Here is a 14,316-nt window from a genome sequence, read left to right as displayed (position 1 = left end):
GATTAATCAAATAACAGGAGGATTTTATGCAACAGTACAAAGCAATCCATCTGATTTCCCGCCCGGATACAACGATCCAACCGGATAACTTTGAAGTCAGACAACATTCCCGTGAGCCTCTAAACGCTGGAGAGTTCAGGGTCAAACAAACCTGTCTGTCCCTTGATCCTGCCATGCGCGGCTGGATGAGTCCCGATACCAATAGTTACATCCCACCGGTTGAGCTCGGCGCAATCATGCGTTCCAATGGCCTGGCCAAAGTCATTGAAAGTCAGAACGAGCAATTTCCCGTCGGTACCCGGGTCATGGGTATGTTCGGATGGACAGAGGAAGCTGTCAGTAACGGTCAGGGGGTGAATGCCGTACCGTTGGATCTGCCTGATGAGGCCATTCTTTCCACCATCGCACTGCCGGGTTTGACGGCTGCCCAGGGATTTCTGCGATTGTCAGATTTCAAGGCGGGCGAAACCATTCTGATCAGCGGTGGTGCGGGCTCTGTAGGCAGTATTGTCGGGCAGATGGCCAAGGCCGAAGGTCTCCGGGTGATCGGTATTTCCGGATCCGAGGAAAAATGCCGCTGGATGACCGAAGAGTTGGGCTTTGATGTGGCACTGAACTATCGCAGCGACAACCTCAAGGATGAAGTGCGCGCTGCGGCTCCCAATGGCATCGATATATACTTTGAAAATACCGGTGGACCGATTCAATCCATCGCCCTGCATAGCATGAATACTTTTGGTCGGGTGATCGTCTGTGGACTGATTTCCCAGTATAACAAAGCTGAACCGGATCCAGGGCCGGATTGGGTGCCAGTCATCAAACAACGGTTACGGATTCAGGGCTTTACCATGCCTGATCATATGCATGAAGCACCGGAACTGGCGCAACTGGTGGCAGGTTATCTGATGAAGGGTCAACTGAAGTACCGGGCACATGTGTTGGAAGGTTTGGAAAGTGCGATATCCGGAATTAATCTGCTGTTTAGCGGTGAGAATCAGGGCAAACTGGTTGTTAAGTTAACTTAATTAAGTTCAGCAAAAAAAGCTTCGCTCAGAGTCCCCCGACTGACCTGAGCGAAGCGCACTGACTACCTTCCAGTTTCGCAGTCCTTTCGTCCATTGTTGACCGCATCAAGCTTCCTGCTCTTTACTACTTGCCTTATATCAGAGGAGATCTGACAGTGGCATTTCCCTAAGCCTAATACATTCCGTTAAGGACAGGTCTTAGCTGTGTTACTGATCTAATTGAGAGAAAGAGGAGTGAGTGTGGTAACTCAGAGAGCCTTAGATCAGCAACAGGTTCATAATACCTGAACTCATTTTAATTTCAAATGATAATTATTCTCATTTAATAATAAATGTGATTAATATCACAAATTAATCGGATAACCTGCTGATGCTCTGAGTTAACAGCACCATATCGAGACAGCGGATCCCGTTTTCAAAGATAGGCGGATCATCGTGGATAAAGAAATCCGGGATGATGCCGGATATGCGGAAACCGCACTTTTGATAGAAACCCAACTGATCCAGACTGGAATTCCCCGTTCCCACCTGCAAAGTTGCATAGCCATGTTGTCTGGCGAACCCGACAATGAAGGCGACCATCTGTTTGCCGTATCCCCTGCCCTGCAGCGACGGATCCGTTGCAATATTGGTGATTTCCAGGGTGGATTCCGATGCATTCACTATGGCTGCGGCTACTGCCTGATCATTTGATTGCTGATAACCCAGAAACAGCCTGCCATTGGCCAGATATTCATCGATCCGGCGGATATCCGGATCTGCCAGCATCAATAATGGATAAGGGATGTTGTCTGTTTCTGGTTGATAAGGTTGGATAATCATCGAATAGCCCCGGTGATCAGGTCAGCCAATCAGAAATAACGTTTGATGCAGACAGTCCGCAACGGGACTGTCTGCCGGAGCAAATGAATGGTTATGGGCAGTCGGCGACGGCAATAGCTTTGATATCGTCAAACTCTCCCCAGGAACCGCCGGCTTCAGTCAGGTGAAGCGTCACCGTCAGTTCGTTATTTTCCACTGCCACACAGGCGAAAGACTGATTCCAGTTGCCAAAACCGGTAAAGGCAACCGAGGCTTCACCATAGCTGTTACCACTGGTAGCTGTCATACGGGAGGCACTGTCACCACTGCTGGCACCCATGGTCCAGACACTGACTTGATAGTGGCCATTGGGGATGCCGGTGATGGTTTGCACCGCTGAATCATTCATGGCGTCATTGCTCCAGAAATGCAGAGCGTAGCTGCTGCCATCGTGGGGATTGTCGCCGGTAATGGAAAACGCCGAACCACTGGACAGTTCCCAGGGAGTTGCTGTGCCGGTTTCAAAATCCCCGTTTTCCAGCACATTGGCAATCACGATCAACTGCGCAGTGACAACCTGGCTGCCAACGGTGCCTGTTAGTGTGAACTCGCCGGCATGATCAGTGTTGTAAGCTTCGGGATTATCCCAGGAGACTGCAGTCAGACGGTAGGCATCATCGTTGTAAAGTGCTTTGATCTGCTCTGGCAGGGCCAGTTCATCGCCGACTCTGCGCTCAAACGTGGGTTGCGGAATATCTGTCACAACAGGAGCCGGTGTTGATTGTGGGTCACGGTTGACTGCCCAGTAGACATCAAGAGAGTCCAGCGCTTTGCCATCATAGTCGAACATCGCCTGATTATCCCAGGAACTGGGTTGGTTATAGATCCAGCCGGCACCATCCAGAATGCCATCATTATCAATATCTTTATTGGTCAGCCAGGCGGGTTCCCAATAGAACACACCCAGGCCCTTATGTTCGGGAACCTGAGCGACCACATTCATGATTTCCCGTATGGCGGTGGCCTGTCCTTGTACTGTTGCCAGAAATCCACCGGCTTCTACGCTGGAGGTATTGAATACATCACCACCGTCAGGACTGTACTGCGTGGTAAAACCGTAGGCGGTTTCGGCCACAATGACCGGTTTATGATACTTGGCACTGACAGCATCGAGATTCTCCTGCAAGCCCTCCAGCGAACCATGCCAGTAGGGATAATAGGACGCACCGATAATGTCGTAATCCAGGCCGGCCCGGGCAAATGCACCAAACACCCGGTCGAACACTTCCTTATCACCGCCTTCGGCCAGATGCAGCATGATACGGGTATCTGCGGATGCATATTGTTCAGCGGCGTGAATGGCGGCAATACCCTGCTTCAGATAACCCATGCCCACGTCGTAGGTAGTGTCGTCGGAGTCTTTATATTTGTTCCAATTCCCGTTGTTATCCCACATCAGCCCGTTATTGATTTCGTTGCCGACCTGCACCATATCCGGAAACAGTCCGGCATCGGCCATTTTGGTCAGACTGTCGTAGGTGAATTGATAGAGTGCCTGGGCAGCATCTTCGTTGCTCAGGTCTTTCCAGGCTTCGGGTGAATACTGTTTACCGGGATCAGCCCAGAAATCGCTGTAGTGAAAATCCAGCAGTACTTTCATCCCGGCCTGTTTTGCCCGTTGTGCCAGCGCAATGGTGGCGTTGAGGTCATTGGTGCCGGCACCCACGGAGCCATCCACAGGATTGATCGGATAATATGGATTGTTGTTACCATCCACCCACTCACCGTGGGTCTCCTGCCAGCTGACATAATAAGGATCGTTCCATAGCCGCAGGCGTACCCAGTTCACGCCTTTTTGGGCCAGAAACGGCAGCAGCTCCACTGCTTCTCCTGTTTCGTCATAAAATTTGCCGTTACCCTTTTCAACCTCCAGCAGTGTTGAGATATCCACACCTTTGATGAAGTCATCGCTGATATTCTGAATCGGTTGCACATAAATGTTCAGGGCTCGCGATGTTTTAGATTCCGGAGCATCATCTGATGAATTGCAGCCAACCAGTATCAGTGTTGTCAGCAATGGCCATAAAGCATGTCTGTAAAGCATATGAACTCTCCGTCTTTATCGTTGTTGTGAGAGATTCCGGAATGATTTCCGGGGGGGAATTTCTCTAAGTAAATATTTACTTAAAAATGCTATTTAATTAACTTTTAGCAAGCAAGTACTTTAGTGCTGAAATGGGACCTATGCGGTCAGTCATCGCGATAAAGTTGATAGAATGCCCACAAATGCTTCCCAGGCAAAATCGTGTCGTGGATGAGTAATCGATAGGAGTTAAATTGGCAACGATCAAAGATATTGCAGCGACAGCAGGTGTCTCAACGGCCACCGTGTCCAGAGTACTGAATTATGACAATACCTTATCGATCTCGGAGGCCAAGCGAAAACGCATTTTTGAAGTTGCGGAGCAACTTGACTATGCCTCACCCCGAAAACGCGCCGCACGTCGGACCAATCAGAATCTGAGCCTGAATGTTGCCATGGTGCATTTTCTGTCTCCGTCCCAGGAGCTCGATGATCCCTATTACATTGCCATCCGGATGGGCATGGAACAACGTTGTCGGGAGTTGGGAATTACTCTGCAGACGGTTTATTCCACCGACGAGAAAGAAGCCGGTCAGGCGTTGCGGGGAATGAACGGCATCATTGCGGTTGGCAAATTTTCTCTGCAATTCTGTGCCTGGCTTAAACAGCAGTGTCCCTATCTGGTTTTTGTGGATTCCTCGCCGACTGAGTCGGTTTACGACAGTGTCGTCATCGATGTTGTCATGGCTGTTCACCAGACCTTGGCTGAGTTGTGGCGATTGGGTTATCGGAACATTGCCTATTTTGGCGGGCATGAGGTCATCGCCGACTTTGATACGCTGCTGGGAGAGCAGCGACGTAAGGCATTTATCGAATTTATGCGCGATCATGACGGTTGTCATGAAGACTGGGTGATCACGGATGGTTTTTCACCATCCTCCGGTTATCGCATGTCGCAGCAATTACTGGCACTTAAGAGAGAACTCCCCGAACTGGTCTTCTGTGGTAATGACAGTATCGCCATCGGTGCCATTCGTGGATTTCAGGAAGCCGGTATTCGGATTCCCGAGCAGCTGGCGTTGGTGGGCATCAACGATATCCCGACTGCGCAGTACACATTTCCATCCCTGACCACCGTGAAGGTATATTCAGAAATGATGGGAGAATCAGCCATTGATCTGTTGATCGAGCAAATTGGAGGTCGTATTGTGCCCAAAAAAGTGGTGCTGCCGACACAGATTGTCTGGCGTGATTCCTGTCGTTCAGAAGGTACCCGCTAAATCGGTTTTTTACCGCCAGCATGGGAACAATAAAAATACAGCTGTGTCATATTTCCCGGTAAACAGTGTGTTAAGGTAGTCGCCCCCTAAATTTTCTTTCCAGCCACAGGAGTATGCATGCCGCAGTACATTAAAGCCCCCGAAAAGCATATTTATCGAGCTTATGATATTTGGTTGTTGCAAAACAAACACCGGTTTGTGAAACAGTTGCAGAAGTTTGCTCAGCCCGATACTCATGGTGATAAAACCTGGGATTCCAGCTTTTTGATAATGGACTACGTGACGCATCACCGCCCCAAAAAAGGCCGGGTACTGGATGTCGGCTGTGGCTGGGGGCCGACTGCGATATATATGGCAAAACAGGGTCATAAGGTCACTGGACTGGATCTGGACGAGAATGTGTTTCCCTATCTTCGGGTTCAGGCAGAACTGAATGATGTCAGTATCAAAGAGCACCTTGGGGCCATGAATGATATCGACGACAAAAAACTATCACGCTTTGACATCATTACCGGTGCAGATATCTGTTTCTGGGAATCGTTGCGTGATGAATGGTGGAAGTTTATTAACCGGGCCGCTAAAGCTGGTGTCAAACAGGTTATTCTGGCGGATCCGGGGCGCTCTCCATTTCTTGAACTGGTGGAAAAATGCGAGAAAAAATTCAATACGGATTATTACCACTGGTATGCCACCGAGCCAAAACACTTTGATGGCTTTCTGATGATTGTAAATCTGGTTTAAGCACCGAATAGATCTATCCGGCCACAGTTGAGCTGAACCTTTTGAGCTTTGTGTGGCCCCATCGTTTTCCTTCTGTTATGCAGTTTTTTTTAATCAAAAAGTTATCTGGTTAATAAAATATTTTATTAAAACGTTAGCCTGTTCATTTTCGAGTCACTGCATCTCACTATAATAATTGCGGACAATTGATCTGGAATTATCTGTTGTTTCCCGGTTGAGACTATGGCTTTTTAACGCACAAAGGAATAATTATGACTCACCAGAAATTGCTGCTGACGGCAGCCTGTTTTTCGATTGTGACGCTGACTGCATGTAACTCCAGTGACAGCGGTGACAGTGATAACTTCAAGCGTAATCTGCAAATGAACCTGTCCGATTCCACCACTCAGGCGTTATTGGACGATACTCTGGCGACTAATGCCGGTACAACCACGTCACTGTCAATTGCCCAGGGTGATTTGTCGGCAGATGAAATTTCCATTCGTTCACTGAATAATTCCTCTCAAGTGCTGGCCAGAAAAATGGCTCGTACAGCATTTAATCAGAATGATAAATCGGCCTGTGACTCGGGTTCCGTATCTGTTTCTATCAGCGGTGATATTGCCGACGACGAGACTAGTGGCAATGTGACTGCTGCTCTGGTGGCCAGTAATTGTCGTAGCTATGAAAGTTCGGATGGCATTAATATCGAGGGTATGATTAACGGCAGTTTATCTGACTCTGTCTCATGGCAGACCTCCGGCAGTCAGTTTACGGCGTTGTCATCCACTTCCACCGGTAACCTCGAAATAACGTATGTCGGCGATGGTAGTAGCGACGGTCACAATTATTCATTTGGTTTCCTTTATGATCTGTCTGATCTGAATAATTCCATGTCTCTGAATACGGTAAATAACACACTGGAAGTGGATGCAAACTATTCTGTTTACATAGAGGTTTACTACGAGACAGATAATGATAAAGAGCGCGTCGGCGGTTCGATGAAAGTGGCAACCCTGGATTCCGTCATTTATGACGCACCTACCACCACCAGCAGTCTGAGTCATCCGGTGGATGGTCGTATTCAAGTCACCGCGGGTGGACAAACCGCAACGGTTGATTTTGATCAGACGGATTACACCGTTACCATCGGAAATGTTTCCAACACCTATGATTACGAAGACGACACGGTTTTCTGATCGTTGTTGCGGAGACGACCGGTTTATGGTCGTCTCACAATATTTTTTGATTCAAAAAAAACGTAATTGTTCCGTCATTGGTTCAGTTTGAATTTGCGAATGAGTCCACGCATCTGATCATAACTGAGCTGTAGTTCTTCAGCAGCTTTGGCCTGATGATGTTGATGGCGTTTGAGTGCATTGATCAACAACTGTTTCTGGAAGTTTTCAACCTGCTGTTTGAATGGTTGATGGGTTTCTTCCGTGTCCTCCGTCACCAACGGCGCAGTTTCAACGGGTTTGGTTTGATCGGTTTGGAAAGGGTCAATAATAACGGTGGAGATTTTTTCCTCTGTTTGGCCGGTACGGAATACAGAACGCTCTATGACATTACGAAATTCGCGAATATTGCCAGGCCAGTGGTATTGAAACAGACTGTCCATTGCTTCCTGGGTAAAGCCGGGAAAATAATCCCAGCCAAGTTCTGAGGAGAGCCTCAAGGCAAAATGTTCTGCCAGTTCCGGTATGTCTTCCAGGCGTTGTCGTAATGGCGGGACATGGATGACATCAAACGCCAGACGGTCCAGCAGGTCATCTCTAAACTCTCCGTGTGCGGCCATGTCGCGAAGATTGGCATTGGTAGCAGCGATGATTCTGACATCAACCCGAAGGGTTTTCTGACTGCCGAGTCGTTCAAATTCACCATATTCAATCAACCTGAGCAGTTTTTCCTGTAATTTTGCCGACATCGTACCCAGCTCATCCAGGAATAACGTTCCGCCATCGGCGCGTTCAAAGCGGCCATGATGGATACGGGTGGCACCGGTGAACGCACCTGGCTCATGACCAAATAACTCGCTTTCCATCAACTCATCATTAATCGCTGCACAATTCAGAGTGATAAAAGGTTGCTCCCAGCGTTCAGACAAAAAATGCAGCCGTTCTGCAATCAGCTCCTTACCGCTCCCCCGCTCTCCCATAATCAGAATCGGCCGGTTGATGGCGGCCAGCCTGGAAGTTTGATCAAGGGTGGCGGCCAGTATTGATGAGCTGCCGATAACTCTCTGGATATCTCTTTCCATGGTCAATAATGCCAAATATGAGTGGTTATTTTTGCCATTTATAGGTTTTTTAAACCATTAAAACAAACCAAAAATTTAATTAAAAATAAAAAAATCTTAAAAATCATATAGTTATAAGAAATGGCACAGTTGCTGATATTGCAAAGACATAACTAACAAAGGAGCCGCAGCCATGAGGATCAACTGGCCGATCTTTCTCATTATGTTTGTCGTGACGTTGCTATTGAGCCTGGTTATCGGGTGGTTAATTGCGTTGACAACAAGCTTATGGATTTTGGGTCTGATCGTACTGCTGACCCATTTGGCGATGAAGTTCCGCACCGACCAATGAGACATCAAGTTACTTTTTCTAATGACCGAATAATTTAAGGAGACTGCCATGGGCATCTTTTCAAGAATGACAGATATTATTAACAGCAACATCAGTGCACTGCTGGATAAGGCTGAAGATCCACAGAAAATGATCCGCATGATCATTCAGGAAATGGAGGAAACACTGGTTGAAGTGCGTTCCAGTTCCGCACGGGTGATTGCTGATCGTAAAACCGCCGGTCGTCGCCTGGAGCGTTTGAGTGAGGAAGCCCATGAGTGGGAATCCAAGGCAGAAATGGCAATTAACAAAGGCCGTGAAGATCTCGCCCGTGCAGCACTTGCGGAGAAACGTGAAGTTGAGCAGGAAGTAAACCTGGTTGAGTCTGAACTGAAAGAATTGGATGGCCACCTCAATCACCTCAGTGAAGAGATATCCCAGCTACAGACCAAATTAAATGATGCCAAAGCCAAACAAAAGGCAGTGATGATGCGCAAAGCCAGTGTAGAACACCGGATGAAAGTTAAACGTCAGACTCACCGTGCGGCTCTGGATGATGCTTTTGCCAAGTTTGAGCACTTTGAACGGCGCATGGATAACCTTGAAGGACAGGTGGAAGCCATGGATTTGGGCATGGATGTGAAGTCCGATCTAAAATCAGAAATTGATGCACTGGCCAACGATGATGCTGTGAATGACGAGTTGGAACGTCTGAAAGCAAAGCTGAAGACTAAAGTGTCAGAAAAGGACCAGTAAGCTTTGTTTAATCATTGATGGTAAAGGAAATTGCTTATGAGTATGCCAGTGTTTTTCTTCGTCCCGACCATTCTGTTTATGACTCTGGTGGCACCGATCTGGATCGTTATGCATTACCGGAGCAAGAACCGGGCGGTGAAAGGACTCAATGAGGATGAGCGGCAGAGTCTGGAAGAACTGTTACAGGTTGCTGACCGTCTGACAGACCGCATTGATGCCCTTGAACGAATATTGGATGTTGATGCCCCGGATTGGCGTCAACACAAAAATCAGACGAACAAATAGCCTGAATGCATTCAGGCCAGGCAAGGAGTGAATTATGAAACATCACCGTAAATACAGTTTGGCTCAGCGCAAAGCGGATGGTTGGGACAAGAATCTTTATCGCAATACCAAAGAACGCATGGTTGCAGGCGTATGTGCCGGACTGGCAGACAACTTCGAAGTGGATAACTGGGTTGTGAGGCTCGTTTTTATCGCCGGGGGTATTTTCCTGGGTGGCTTTGCGGTTGTTACCTATATCGCGTTGTGGGTCTTTCTTGGTAAGCGTTCAGCCAGTCATCGCGTAGAATATGAATACGATGAACGCAGCCGTCGTTACCGTCCCAAAAAGGTCTTTAAGAACAGCGACAGTGCCAATGTTCGGCTACAACGGGTTTCTGACCGATTGAAACGAGCCGTGCGTAGAGTCGAAGAAATGGAAAGCTACGTAACCTCCCGTAAGTTCGAACTGGATAAAGAGTTTGCCAAGATCAGGGATTAGTCTGGCAATCCGTTTAATCGGGCTGGGTTTTGGCCAATGGTGTAAACCGGCAAAAATGACAGCCCTGTCACCAAAAGGATAACCACCGCAGATGCCGGTGATTGACCTGAATATTCAGGGATAATGATTATGAATCATACACTCAAACAGATATTGGCCCATATGGCCGTGTTGCTTTGTCTGATGCTTCCGCCCTATTTGTTTTCTTCCGGTTGGCAGGCGGAACGAGCCTATTTCGAATTTGTGGGCCAGCCGGTCTGGTTACAGCTTACACTGTACTTGTGCCTGACAGTTTTTCTGTTTTCAGCCAGCCGGAATCAGTTTGTCATCTGGTGCATGCAGATACTGGAAACCACGGCCATTGCCATGATGCTATATATGGCCTGGATACATCCAAGTACCTTACTGGCCATGTGTTACGCAATATTCGCGTTGATCTGGATGATCGCTTTGCTGACGGATCTGCTACTCAGCCAGAATCATAGCCGGGTGATTATGATGACGTTTTCCCTGACCTGGATTATGTCTGTTACATTTGCCGGCGTTGGTTTGCTGGTGCGTCTGCCGCTATCCCTTGACTGGTTGCTGGTGGTCGTCAAAGCCGGCACGATCATTGGTTTGCTGGTGACATATTTGGCCGTGCAGGTGTTGATGATGATCATGCACACAATTGAGTTCAGCCAGACCATATCGGTTAGCTCAGCAACACATGATCAGAATTGCGGGCGCGGGTGGTTCAACTGGCTGGTCCGGCCAGCGATGAGTATTATTCAGTGTCGAAAAGATCGTTAGAAAACCTAATGTATGGACATCGCCCATTTGCCAGGTCACCAATGGTTTATAGGTTCGACTGCACTCTTACGTTCGGCTGCCGTGCGGCCACAACTACCCTGGGAATGTTTGCGCTAACCACTGCTTTAGTTGATTTTCCGGAAGCGCGCCATTTAACCGGTTGATTTCGTGGCCGTTCTGAAACGCGATAATGGTTGGGATACTACGGATATTAAAACGTTGACTCATGACAGGATTGGCGTCGGTGTCGACTTTGGCAAACAGTCGTTCGGTTTGTTCAGATGCCAGTTTTCCAAAGACGGGAGCCATCATTTTGCAGGGACCACACCACTCGGCCCAGAAATCCACAATCACAGGCAGAGTGCTTTTCGCTAAATATGATTCCAGATTCTGATCGTTGAGATTGAGGGGATGACCGGTATGAAGAGCCTGATGACATTTGCCACATTTACCGGAAACATAGGATTTGTCAGCGGGAATCCGGTTGAGGGTAAAGCAATGAGGACATATGAGATTCATGCCGCCTCCTGAGTGTGCGCCAGTTAAAAGTTAGCTTTAAAACTTTATTTATTGTAACCAGATAATGTGAAACCTCACCACCTTTTACGATTTACCGGCTGACGGCAGGTATGATTTAAGCTTTAATTTATGCTACTTGGTTATTATTGATTACTTAAAAACGGTGGATTGAATTTTCATGCGCTCGCTGGCTTCTATTATTTGTCTTTTCTCTGCCCTGCTATTCATGCCCAAAGCCTGGGCGGAAGGAGATTCTTTTCTGGAGGTGGATGATGCATTTCAAATGCTGACCTATCTGGATCAGGATACTTTGGTGATTGACTGGCAGATCGCTCCCCATTATTACCTTTATAAAGATCGTTTCCTTCTGAAACAGAGCAGTAGCAAGGCTGGTGATATTGTTTATGCCGATAATTGGGAGGAAAAGTATGATCCCAATTTTGATGAAACCATGGTGGTGTATCACAACGCCATGTCTGTTCGCATTCCATTGACCTCTTTGCAGTTTCCATATTCGGCCAATATCTCCTATCAGGGCTGTGCAGATGACGGCCTCTGTTATCCCCCACAGAAAAAAACCATCACTATTAACAGTGCCACAGATGAAGCGGTGGTCAGTGATACCCTTAAAGTTGCTGCCAATACTGCAACTTCCAGCAGCGGAGATATTTTGACACTGGATACCGCATCGGCGGGAACAACGGCGGTTGCGGCGGATCCCAATGTGGATTTATCTGGTGTGAGCTTTATCAGTGCCTTGTTTGCGGCATTGATTGGAGGTCTGATCCTGAACCTGATGCCTTGTGTGTTTCCGGTTCTGTCTCTGAAGGCCATTCAAATTGCCCAATTCGGAGCAGACATTGGTGAAGTTCGTCGCCACAGCTGGGTGTATACCCTGGGTGTTGTCATCAGTTTCATTGGTGTGGCTGCTGTGCTGATGATTATCCGTCAGTTCGGTACCTGGGTTGGCTGGGGATTCCAGTTGCAGTCACCGGCATTTATCGTGTTTTTGATTCTGCTGTTCATGTTACTGGGGCTGTCGTTGCTGGGTGTGTTTGAGATTGGTCAGGGCTTCATGGGTGTTGGTCAGTCATTGACGCAGAAACAAGGGTTGTCCGGTTCCTTTTTCACCGGAGTGCTGGCCACCGTCGTGGCAACGCCATGTACCGCGCCATTTATGGGAACTGCGATTGCCTTTGCATTGGCGCAGCCGGTTTATTTCTCCTTATCGGTATTTGCCGTGATGGGGCTGGGATTGGCACTTCCGATTCTGATGTTGTCCTACATTCCTGGTCTGGCCAATAAAATGCCTAAACCCGGGGCCTGGATGGATGTATTCAAGCAGGTTATGGCGTTTCCTTTGTTTGCCACCGCAGTATGGCTGCTGTGGGTACTGACTGAACTCAGAGGCTCTGACGCCCAGTTTAAAGTACTGATGGGAATCGTACTGGTTGCCTTTGCCACCTGGCCGATGCTGAACGCCGTCTATAAAGAAGGGAATGGTAAAAAATGGTTTAAAAAGACATTGCGTTGGGGTTCTGCCGTTGCAGGGTTGTTTCTGATGTTTAACCTGTCCAGTCCTCCTACTCAGTGGCAAAGTTATTCAGCCAGTTTGCTGCAACAGCATCTGGCCGATGGTAAACCGGTATTTGTGGATGTTACGGCAGCCTGGTGTATTACCTGTAAAGTCAACGAACGGATTGCGCTTTCAGGTGATAATTTTGAAGAGATGGTGCGTGACAATGATGTTCAGCTGTTAAGAGCTGACTGGACCAACCCCAGCCCGGAAATCGATCAGCTGATCGCCGAATATGAACGTAACGGTGTGCCGTTGTATCTGATGTTCAAAGCCGGTGAACAGCGTGCTGAAGTTTTGCCCCAGATTCTGACCGCAGACATGGTGCGCGATTACTTTACCAACCAGGGGTAACCGCATTTTGACCGCATTCACTCTTATGGATGCGGGCTATTCTCTTTCCGGACCATAACGCAGAATATGTTGCGGTCCGGCCTGCCCACCAAGATACAGCCCTCCATCATCTCTGAAGCCAGCCCGTATATAGGTCTTATATGCCCCGGTATTACGGCAGTTAACGGTTAATACCAGCGCTTGATCCTGATTAAGCTCAACCAGCTTCTGCATTGCCTGGCTACCCAGTCCTCTGCCCTGATAGCGATGATCTATGACCACCGCCCGAATACCCACTTCAGACGGATGAGCGAACTCATAACGATTGGGATAGCCATCGTCCAACAGAAAAAAACCGATAACTTTCTGCTCCAGTAAAATAACGAATGGTCGTTCACTCGGGGTCAATGTCGGCAGCAGATCAGCTATATAGCCTACGAAATCTGCCTGCTCAGTAGTGGTTTCGATAGCCGCTACGGCTGGCTGATGAGCGGATTCCATAGGAACGATTTTGATCATAAATGGGGTTCCATAATTCGGTAAAGCTCGGGTCGGTGCTGCTGGATTTCCTCTTTGCTGAGACCCTCAAGTGAATGAGGATATTTGAGCCAGGCTTCGGTTTCATGGAGGTAATAATCAGGTACCCGACCGGTTTCGTTGCGACTGGGTTTGTAGTAAGGCACCGCCACCCGGATATCCTTGGGAGTATTCAAGCGGGCGCGTCGGCGCAACTCATCAATGATCGCTTCAATGGAGCGACCGGTGTCGAAGACATCGTCTACGATCAGCAGGCGATCATCATGTTCGACGTTTTTAACCAGATAATTGAGACCGAAAACCTGTACTTCTCTAGCCTGTTGGTCAATGCCGCTGTACGAGGCAGTACGGATGGCGATGTGGTCGCTTTGGATGCCCCGATATTCAAGATATTCCTGCAGAGCGATGCCAATGGGTACGCCACCACGCCATACGGCGATGATAAAAGAAGGGTTAAATCCGCTTTTGACCACTTTGGCGCCCAGCCGAATGGAGTCTTCCAACAGTCCCTGTGCGGTTAAATAAACTTTTTCTGCCATAATTCCGACGGTTCAACGAAAT

General features: G+C 48.2%; 16 protein-coding genes. 10 read left to right on the top strand and 6 right to left on the bottom strand.

All coding sequences use genetic code 11. From position 1 onward, the window contains the following. The first annotated feature begins 26 nt into the window (after nt 1-26). A complete protein-coding gene (locus YC6258_RS02420) occupies nt 27-1,025 on the top strand; it encodes an NADP-dependent oxidoreductase (RefSeq protein ID WP_044615635.1) in 999 nt (332 codons plus the stop codon). A 351-nt stretch (nt 1,026-1,376) separates the two neighbouring features. On the opposite strand, the gene YC6258_RS02415 is transcribed toward YC6258_RS02420, so the two are convergent. Continuing rightward, nucleotides 1,377-1,847 (bottom strand): GNAT family N-acetyltransferase, encoded by a 471-nt coding sequence (locus YC6258_RS02415; RefSeq protein ID WP_044615634.1) that lies wholly within the window; start codon nt 1,845-1,847, stop codon nt 1,377-1,379. Nucleotides 1,848-1,938: 91 nt separating this feature from the next. Continuing rightward, nucleotides 1,939-3,930 carry a glycosyl hydrolase 53 family protein gene (locus YC6258_RS02410; RefSeq protein ID WP_044615633.1) on the bottom strand — a complete coding sequence of 664 codons (1,992 nt, stop codon included), beginning with the start codon at nt 3,928-3,930 and terminating at the stop codon, nt 1,939-1,941. Nucleotides 3,931-4,163: 233 nt separating this feature from the next. On the opposite strand from YC6258_RS02410, the gene YC6258_RS02405 reads away from it, so the two are divergent. From YC6258_RS02405 to YC6258_RS02395, 3 genes are all read left to right on the top strand, one after another. Further along, a complete protein-coding gene (locus tag YC6258_RS02405; protein WP_044615632.1) occupies nt 4,164-5,189 on the top strand; it encodes a LacI family DNA-binding transcriptional regulator in 1,026 nt (341 codons plus the stop codon). 117 nt (nt 5,190-5,306) lie between these two features. Next, complete coding sequence (locus YC6258_RS02400) at nt 5,307-5,930, top strand: class I SAM-dependent methyltransferase (protein WP_044615631.1); 624 nt, start codon at nt 5,307-5,309, stop codon at nt 5,928-5,930. 251 nt (nt 5,931-6,181) lie between these two features. Continuing rightward, nucleotides 6,182-7,108, top strand: a complete 927-nt coding sequence (locus YC6258_RS02395; RefSeq protein ID WP_044615630.1) for a hypothetical protein — start codon at nt 6,182-6,184, stop codon at nt 7,106-7,108. A 74-nt stretch (nt 7,109-7,182) separates the two neighbouring features. On the opposite strand, the gene pspF is transcribed toward YC6258_RS02395, so the two are convergent. Next, on the bottom strand, nt 7,183-8,169 hold the full coding sequence (pspF, locus tag YC6258_RS02390) for a phage shock protein operon transcriptional activator (RefSeq protein WP_044615629.1): 987 nt from the start codon (nt 8,167-8,169) through the stop codon (nt 7,183-7,185). A 172-nt stretch (nt 8,170-8,341) separates the two neighbouring features. On the opposite strand from pspF, the gene YC6258_RS30115 reads away from it, so the two are divergent. The 5 genes from YC6258_RS30115 to YC6258_RS02370 all read left to right on the top strand — a co-directional run bounded on the left by YC6258_RS30115 (nt 8,342) and on the right by YC6258_RS02370 (nt 10,790). After that, nucleotides 8,342-8,500 carry a hypothetical protein gene (locus YC6258_RS30115; RefSeq protein WP_169748918.1) on the top strand — a complete coding sequence of 53 codons (159 nt, stop codon included), beginning with the start codon at nt 8,342-8,344 and terminating at the stop codon, nt 8,498-8,500. Between the two features lie 48 nt (nt 8,501-8,548). After that, on the top strand, nt 8,549-9,235 hold the full coding sequence (gene pspA / locus YC6258_RS02385; RefSeq protein ID WP_044615628.1) for a phage shock protein PspA: 687 nt from the start codon (nt 8,549-8,551) through the stop codon (nt 9,233-9,235). A gap of 36 nt (nt 9,236-9,271) precedes the next feature. Then, complete coding sequence (pspB, locus tag YC6258_RS02380; protein WP_044615627.1) at nt 9,272-9,520, top strand: envelope stress response membrane protein PspB; 249 nt, start codon at nt 9,272-9,274, stop codon at nt 9,518-9,520. Between the two features lie 34 nt (nt 9,521-9,554). Then, nucleotides 9,555-9,998, top strand: a complete 444-nt coding sequence (locus tag YC6258_RS02375) for a PspC domain-containing protein (protein WP_044615626.1) — start codon at nt 9,555-9,557, stop codon at nt 9,996-9,998. Between the two features lie 129 nt (nt 9,999-10,127). Next, nucleotides 10,128-10,790 (top strand): hypothetical protein, encoded by a 663-nt coding sequence (locus YC6258_RS02370; RefSeq protein ID WP_044615625.1) that lies wholly within the window; start codon nt 10,128-10,130, stop codon nt 10,788-10,790. Nucleotides 10,791-10,883: 93 nt separating this feature from the next. On the opposite strand, the gene trxC is transcribed toward YC6258_RS02370, so the two are convergent. After that, nucleotides 10,884-11,309, bottom strand: coding sequence for a thioredoxin TrxC (gene trxC, locus YC6258_RS02365; RefSeq protein ID WP_044615624.1), 426 nt, complete (start codon nt 11,307-11,309; stop codon nt 10,884-10,886). Nucleotides 11,310-11,487: 178 nt separating this feature from the next. Between trxC and YC6258_RS02360 the strand changes: the two genes are divergently transcribed. Beyond that, entirely contained in the window at nt 11,488-13,239 is a 1,752-nt protein-coding gene (locus YC6258_RS02360; RefSeq protein WP_044615623.1) for a protein-disulfide reductase DsbD family protein, read from the top strand. Nucleotides 13,240-13,275: 36 nt separating this feature from the next. Here YC6258_RS02360 and YC6258_RS02355 read toward each other — a convergent pair whose 3' ends face one another. Further along, nucleotides 13,276-13,737 carry a GNAT family N-acetyltransferase gene (locus YC6258_RS02355; protein WP_052830005.1) on the bottom strand — a complete coding sequence of 154 codons (462 nt, stop codon included), beginning with the start codon at nt 13,735-13,737 and terminating at the stop codon, nt 13,276-13,278. After that, nucleotides 13,734-14,294 (bottom strand): phosphoribosyltransferase, encoded by a 561-nt coding sequence (locus YC6258_RS02350; protein ID WP_044615622.1) that lies wholly within the window; start codon nt 14,292-14,294, stop codon nt 13,734-13,736. The genes YC6258_RS02355 and YC6258_RS02350 overlap by 4 nt, the downstream gene beginning before the upstream one ends. Between the last annotated feature and the right edge of the window lie 22 nt (nt 14,295-14,316).

Source organism: Gynuella sunshinyii YC6258 (assembly GCF_000940805.1).
Taxonomy (GTDB): Bacteria; Pseudomonadota; Gammaproteobacteria; order Pseudomonadales; family Natronospirillaceae; genus Gynuella; species Gynuella sunshinyii.
The sequence above is the reverse complement of the archived record's forward strand: the minus strand, read 5'-3'. Positions and strand labels throughout refer to the sequence as shown.

Coding starts and splice junctions, on each gene's coding strand:
- YC6258_RS02350 (WP_044615622.1), bottom strand. CDS start 14,294: ATGGCAGAAAAAGTTTATTTAACCGCACAGGGACTGTTGGAAGACTCC.
- YC6258_RS02415 (WP_044615634.1), bottom strand. CDS start 1,847: ATGATTATCCAACCTTATCAACCAGAAACAGACAACATCCCTTATCCA.
- YC6258_RS02355 (WP_052830005.1), bottom strand. CDS start 13,737: ATGATCAAAATCGTTCCTATGGAATCCGCTCATCAGCCAGCCGTAGCG.
- pspB (WP_044615627.1), top strand. CDS start 9,272: ATGAGTATGCCAGTGTTTTTCTTCGTCCCGACCATTCTGTTTATGACT.
- pspF (WP_044615629.1), bottom strand. CDS start 8,169: ATGGAAAGAGATATCCAGAGAGTTATCGGCAGCTCATCAATACTGGCC.
- pspA (WP_044615628.1), top strand. CDS start 8,549: ATGGGCATCTTTTCAAGAATGACAGATATTATTAACAGCAACATCAGT.
- YC6258_RS02395 (WP_044615630.1), top strand. CDS start 6,182: ATGACTCACCAGAAATTGCTGCTGACGGCAGCCTGTTTTTCGATTGTG.
- YC6258_RS02370 (WP_044615625.1), top strand. CDS start 10,128: ATGAATCATACACTCAAACAGATATTGGCCCATATGGCCGTGTTGCTT.
- YC6258_RS02375 (WP_044615626.1), top strand. CDS start 9,555: ATGAAACATCACCGTAAATACAGTTTGGCTCAGCGCAAAGCGGATGGT.
- YC6258_RS02400 (WP_044615631.1), top strand. CDS start 5,307: ATGCCGCAGTACATTAAAGCCCCCGAAAAGCATATTTATCGAGCTTAT.
- YC6258_RS02360 (WP_044615623.1), top strand. CDS start 11,488: ATGCGCTCGCTGGCTTCTATTATTTGTCTTTTCTCTGCCCTGCTATTC.
- YC6258_RS02420 (WP_044615635.1), top strand. CDS start 27: ATGCAACAGTACAAAGCAATCCATCTGATTTCCCGCCCGGATACAACG.
- trxC (WP_044615624.1), bottom strand. CDS start 11,309: ATGAATCTCATATGTCCTCATTGCTTTACCCTCAACCGGATTCCCGCT.
- YC6258_RS02410 (WP_044615633.1), bottom strand. CDS start 3,930: ATGCTTTACAGACATGCTTTATGGCCATTGCTGACAACACTGATACTG.
- YC6258_RS30115 (WP_169748918.1), top strand. CDS start 8,342: ATGAGGATCAACTGGCCGATCTTTCTCATTATGTTTGTCGTGACGTTG.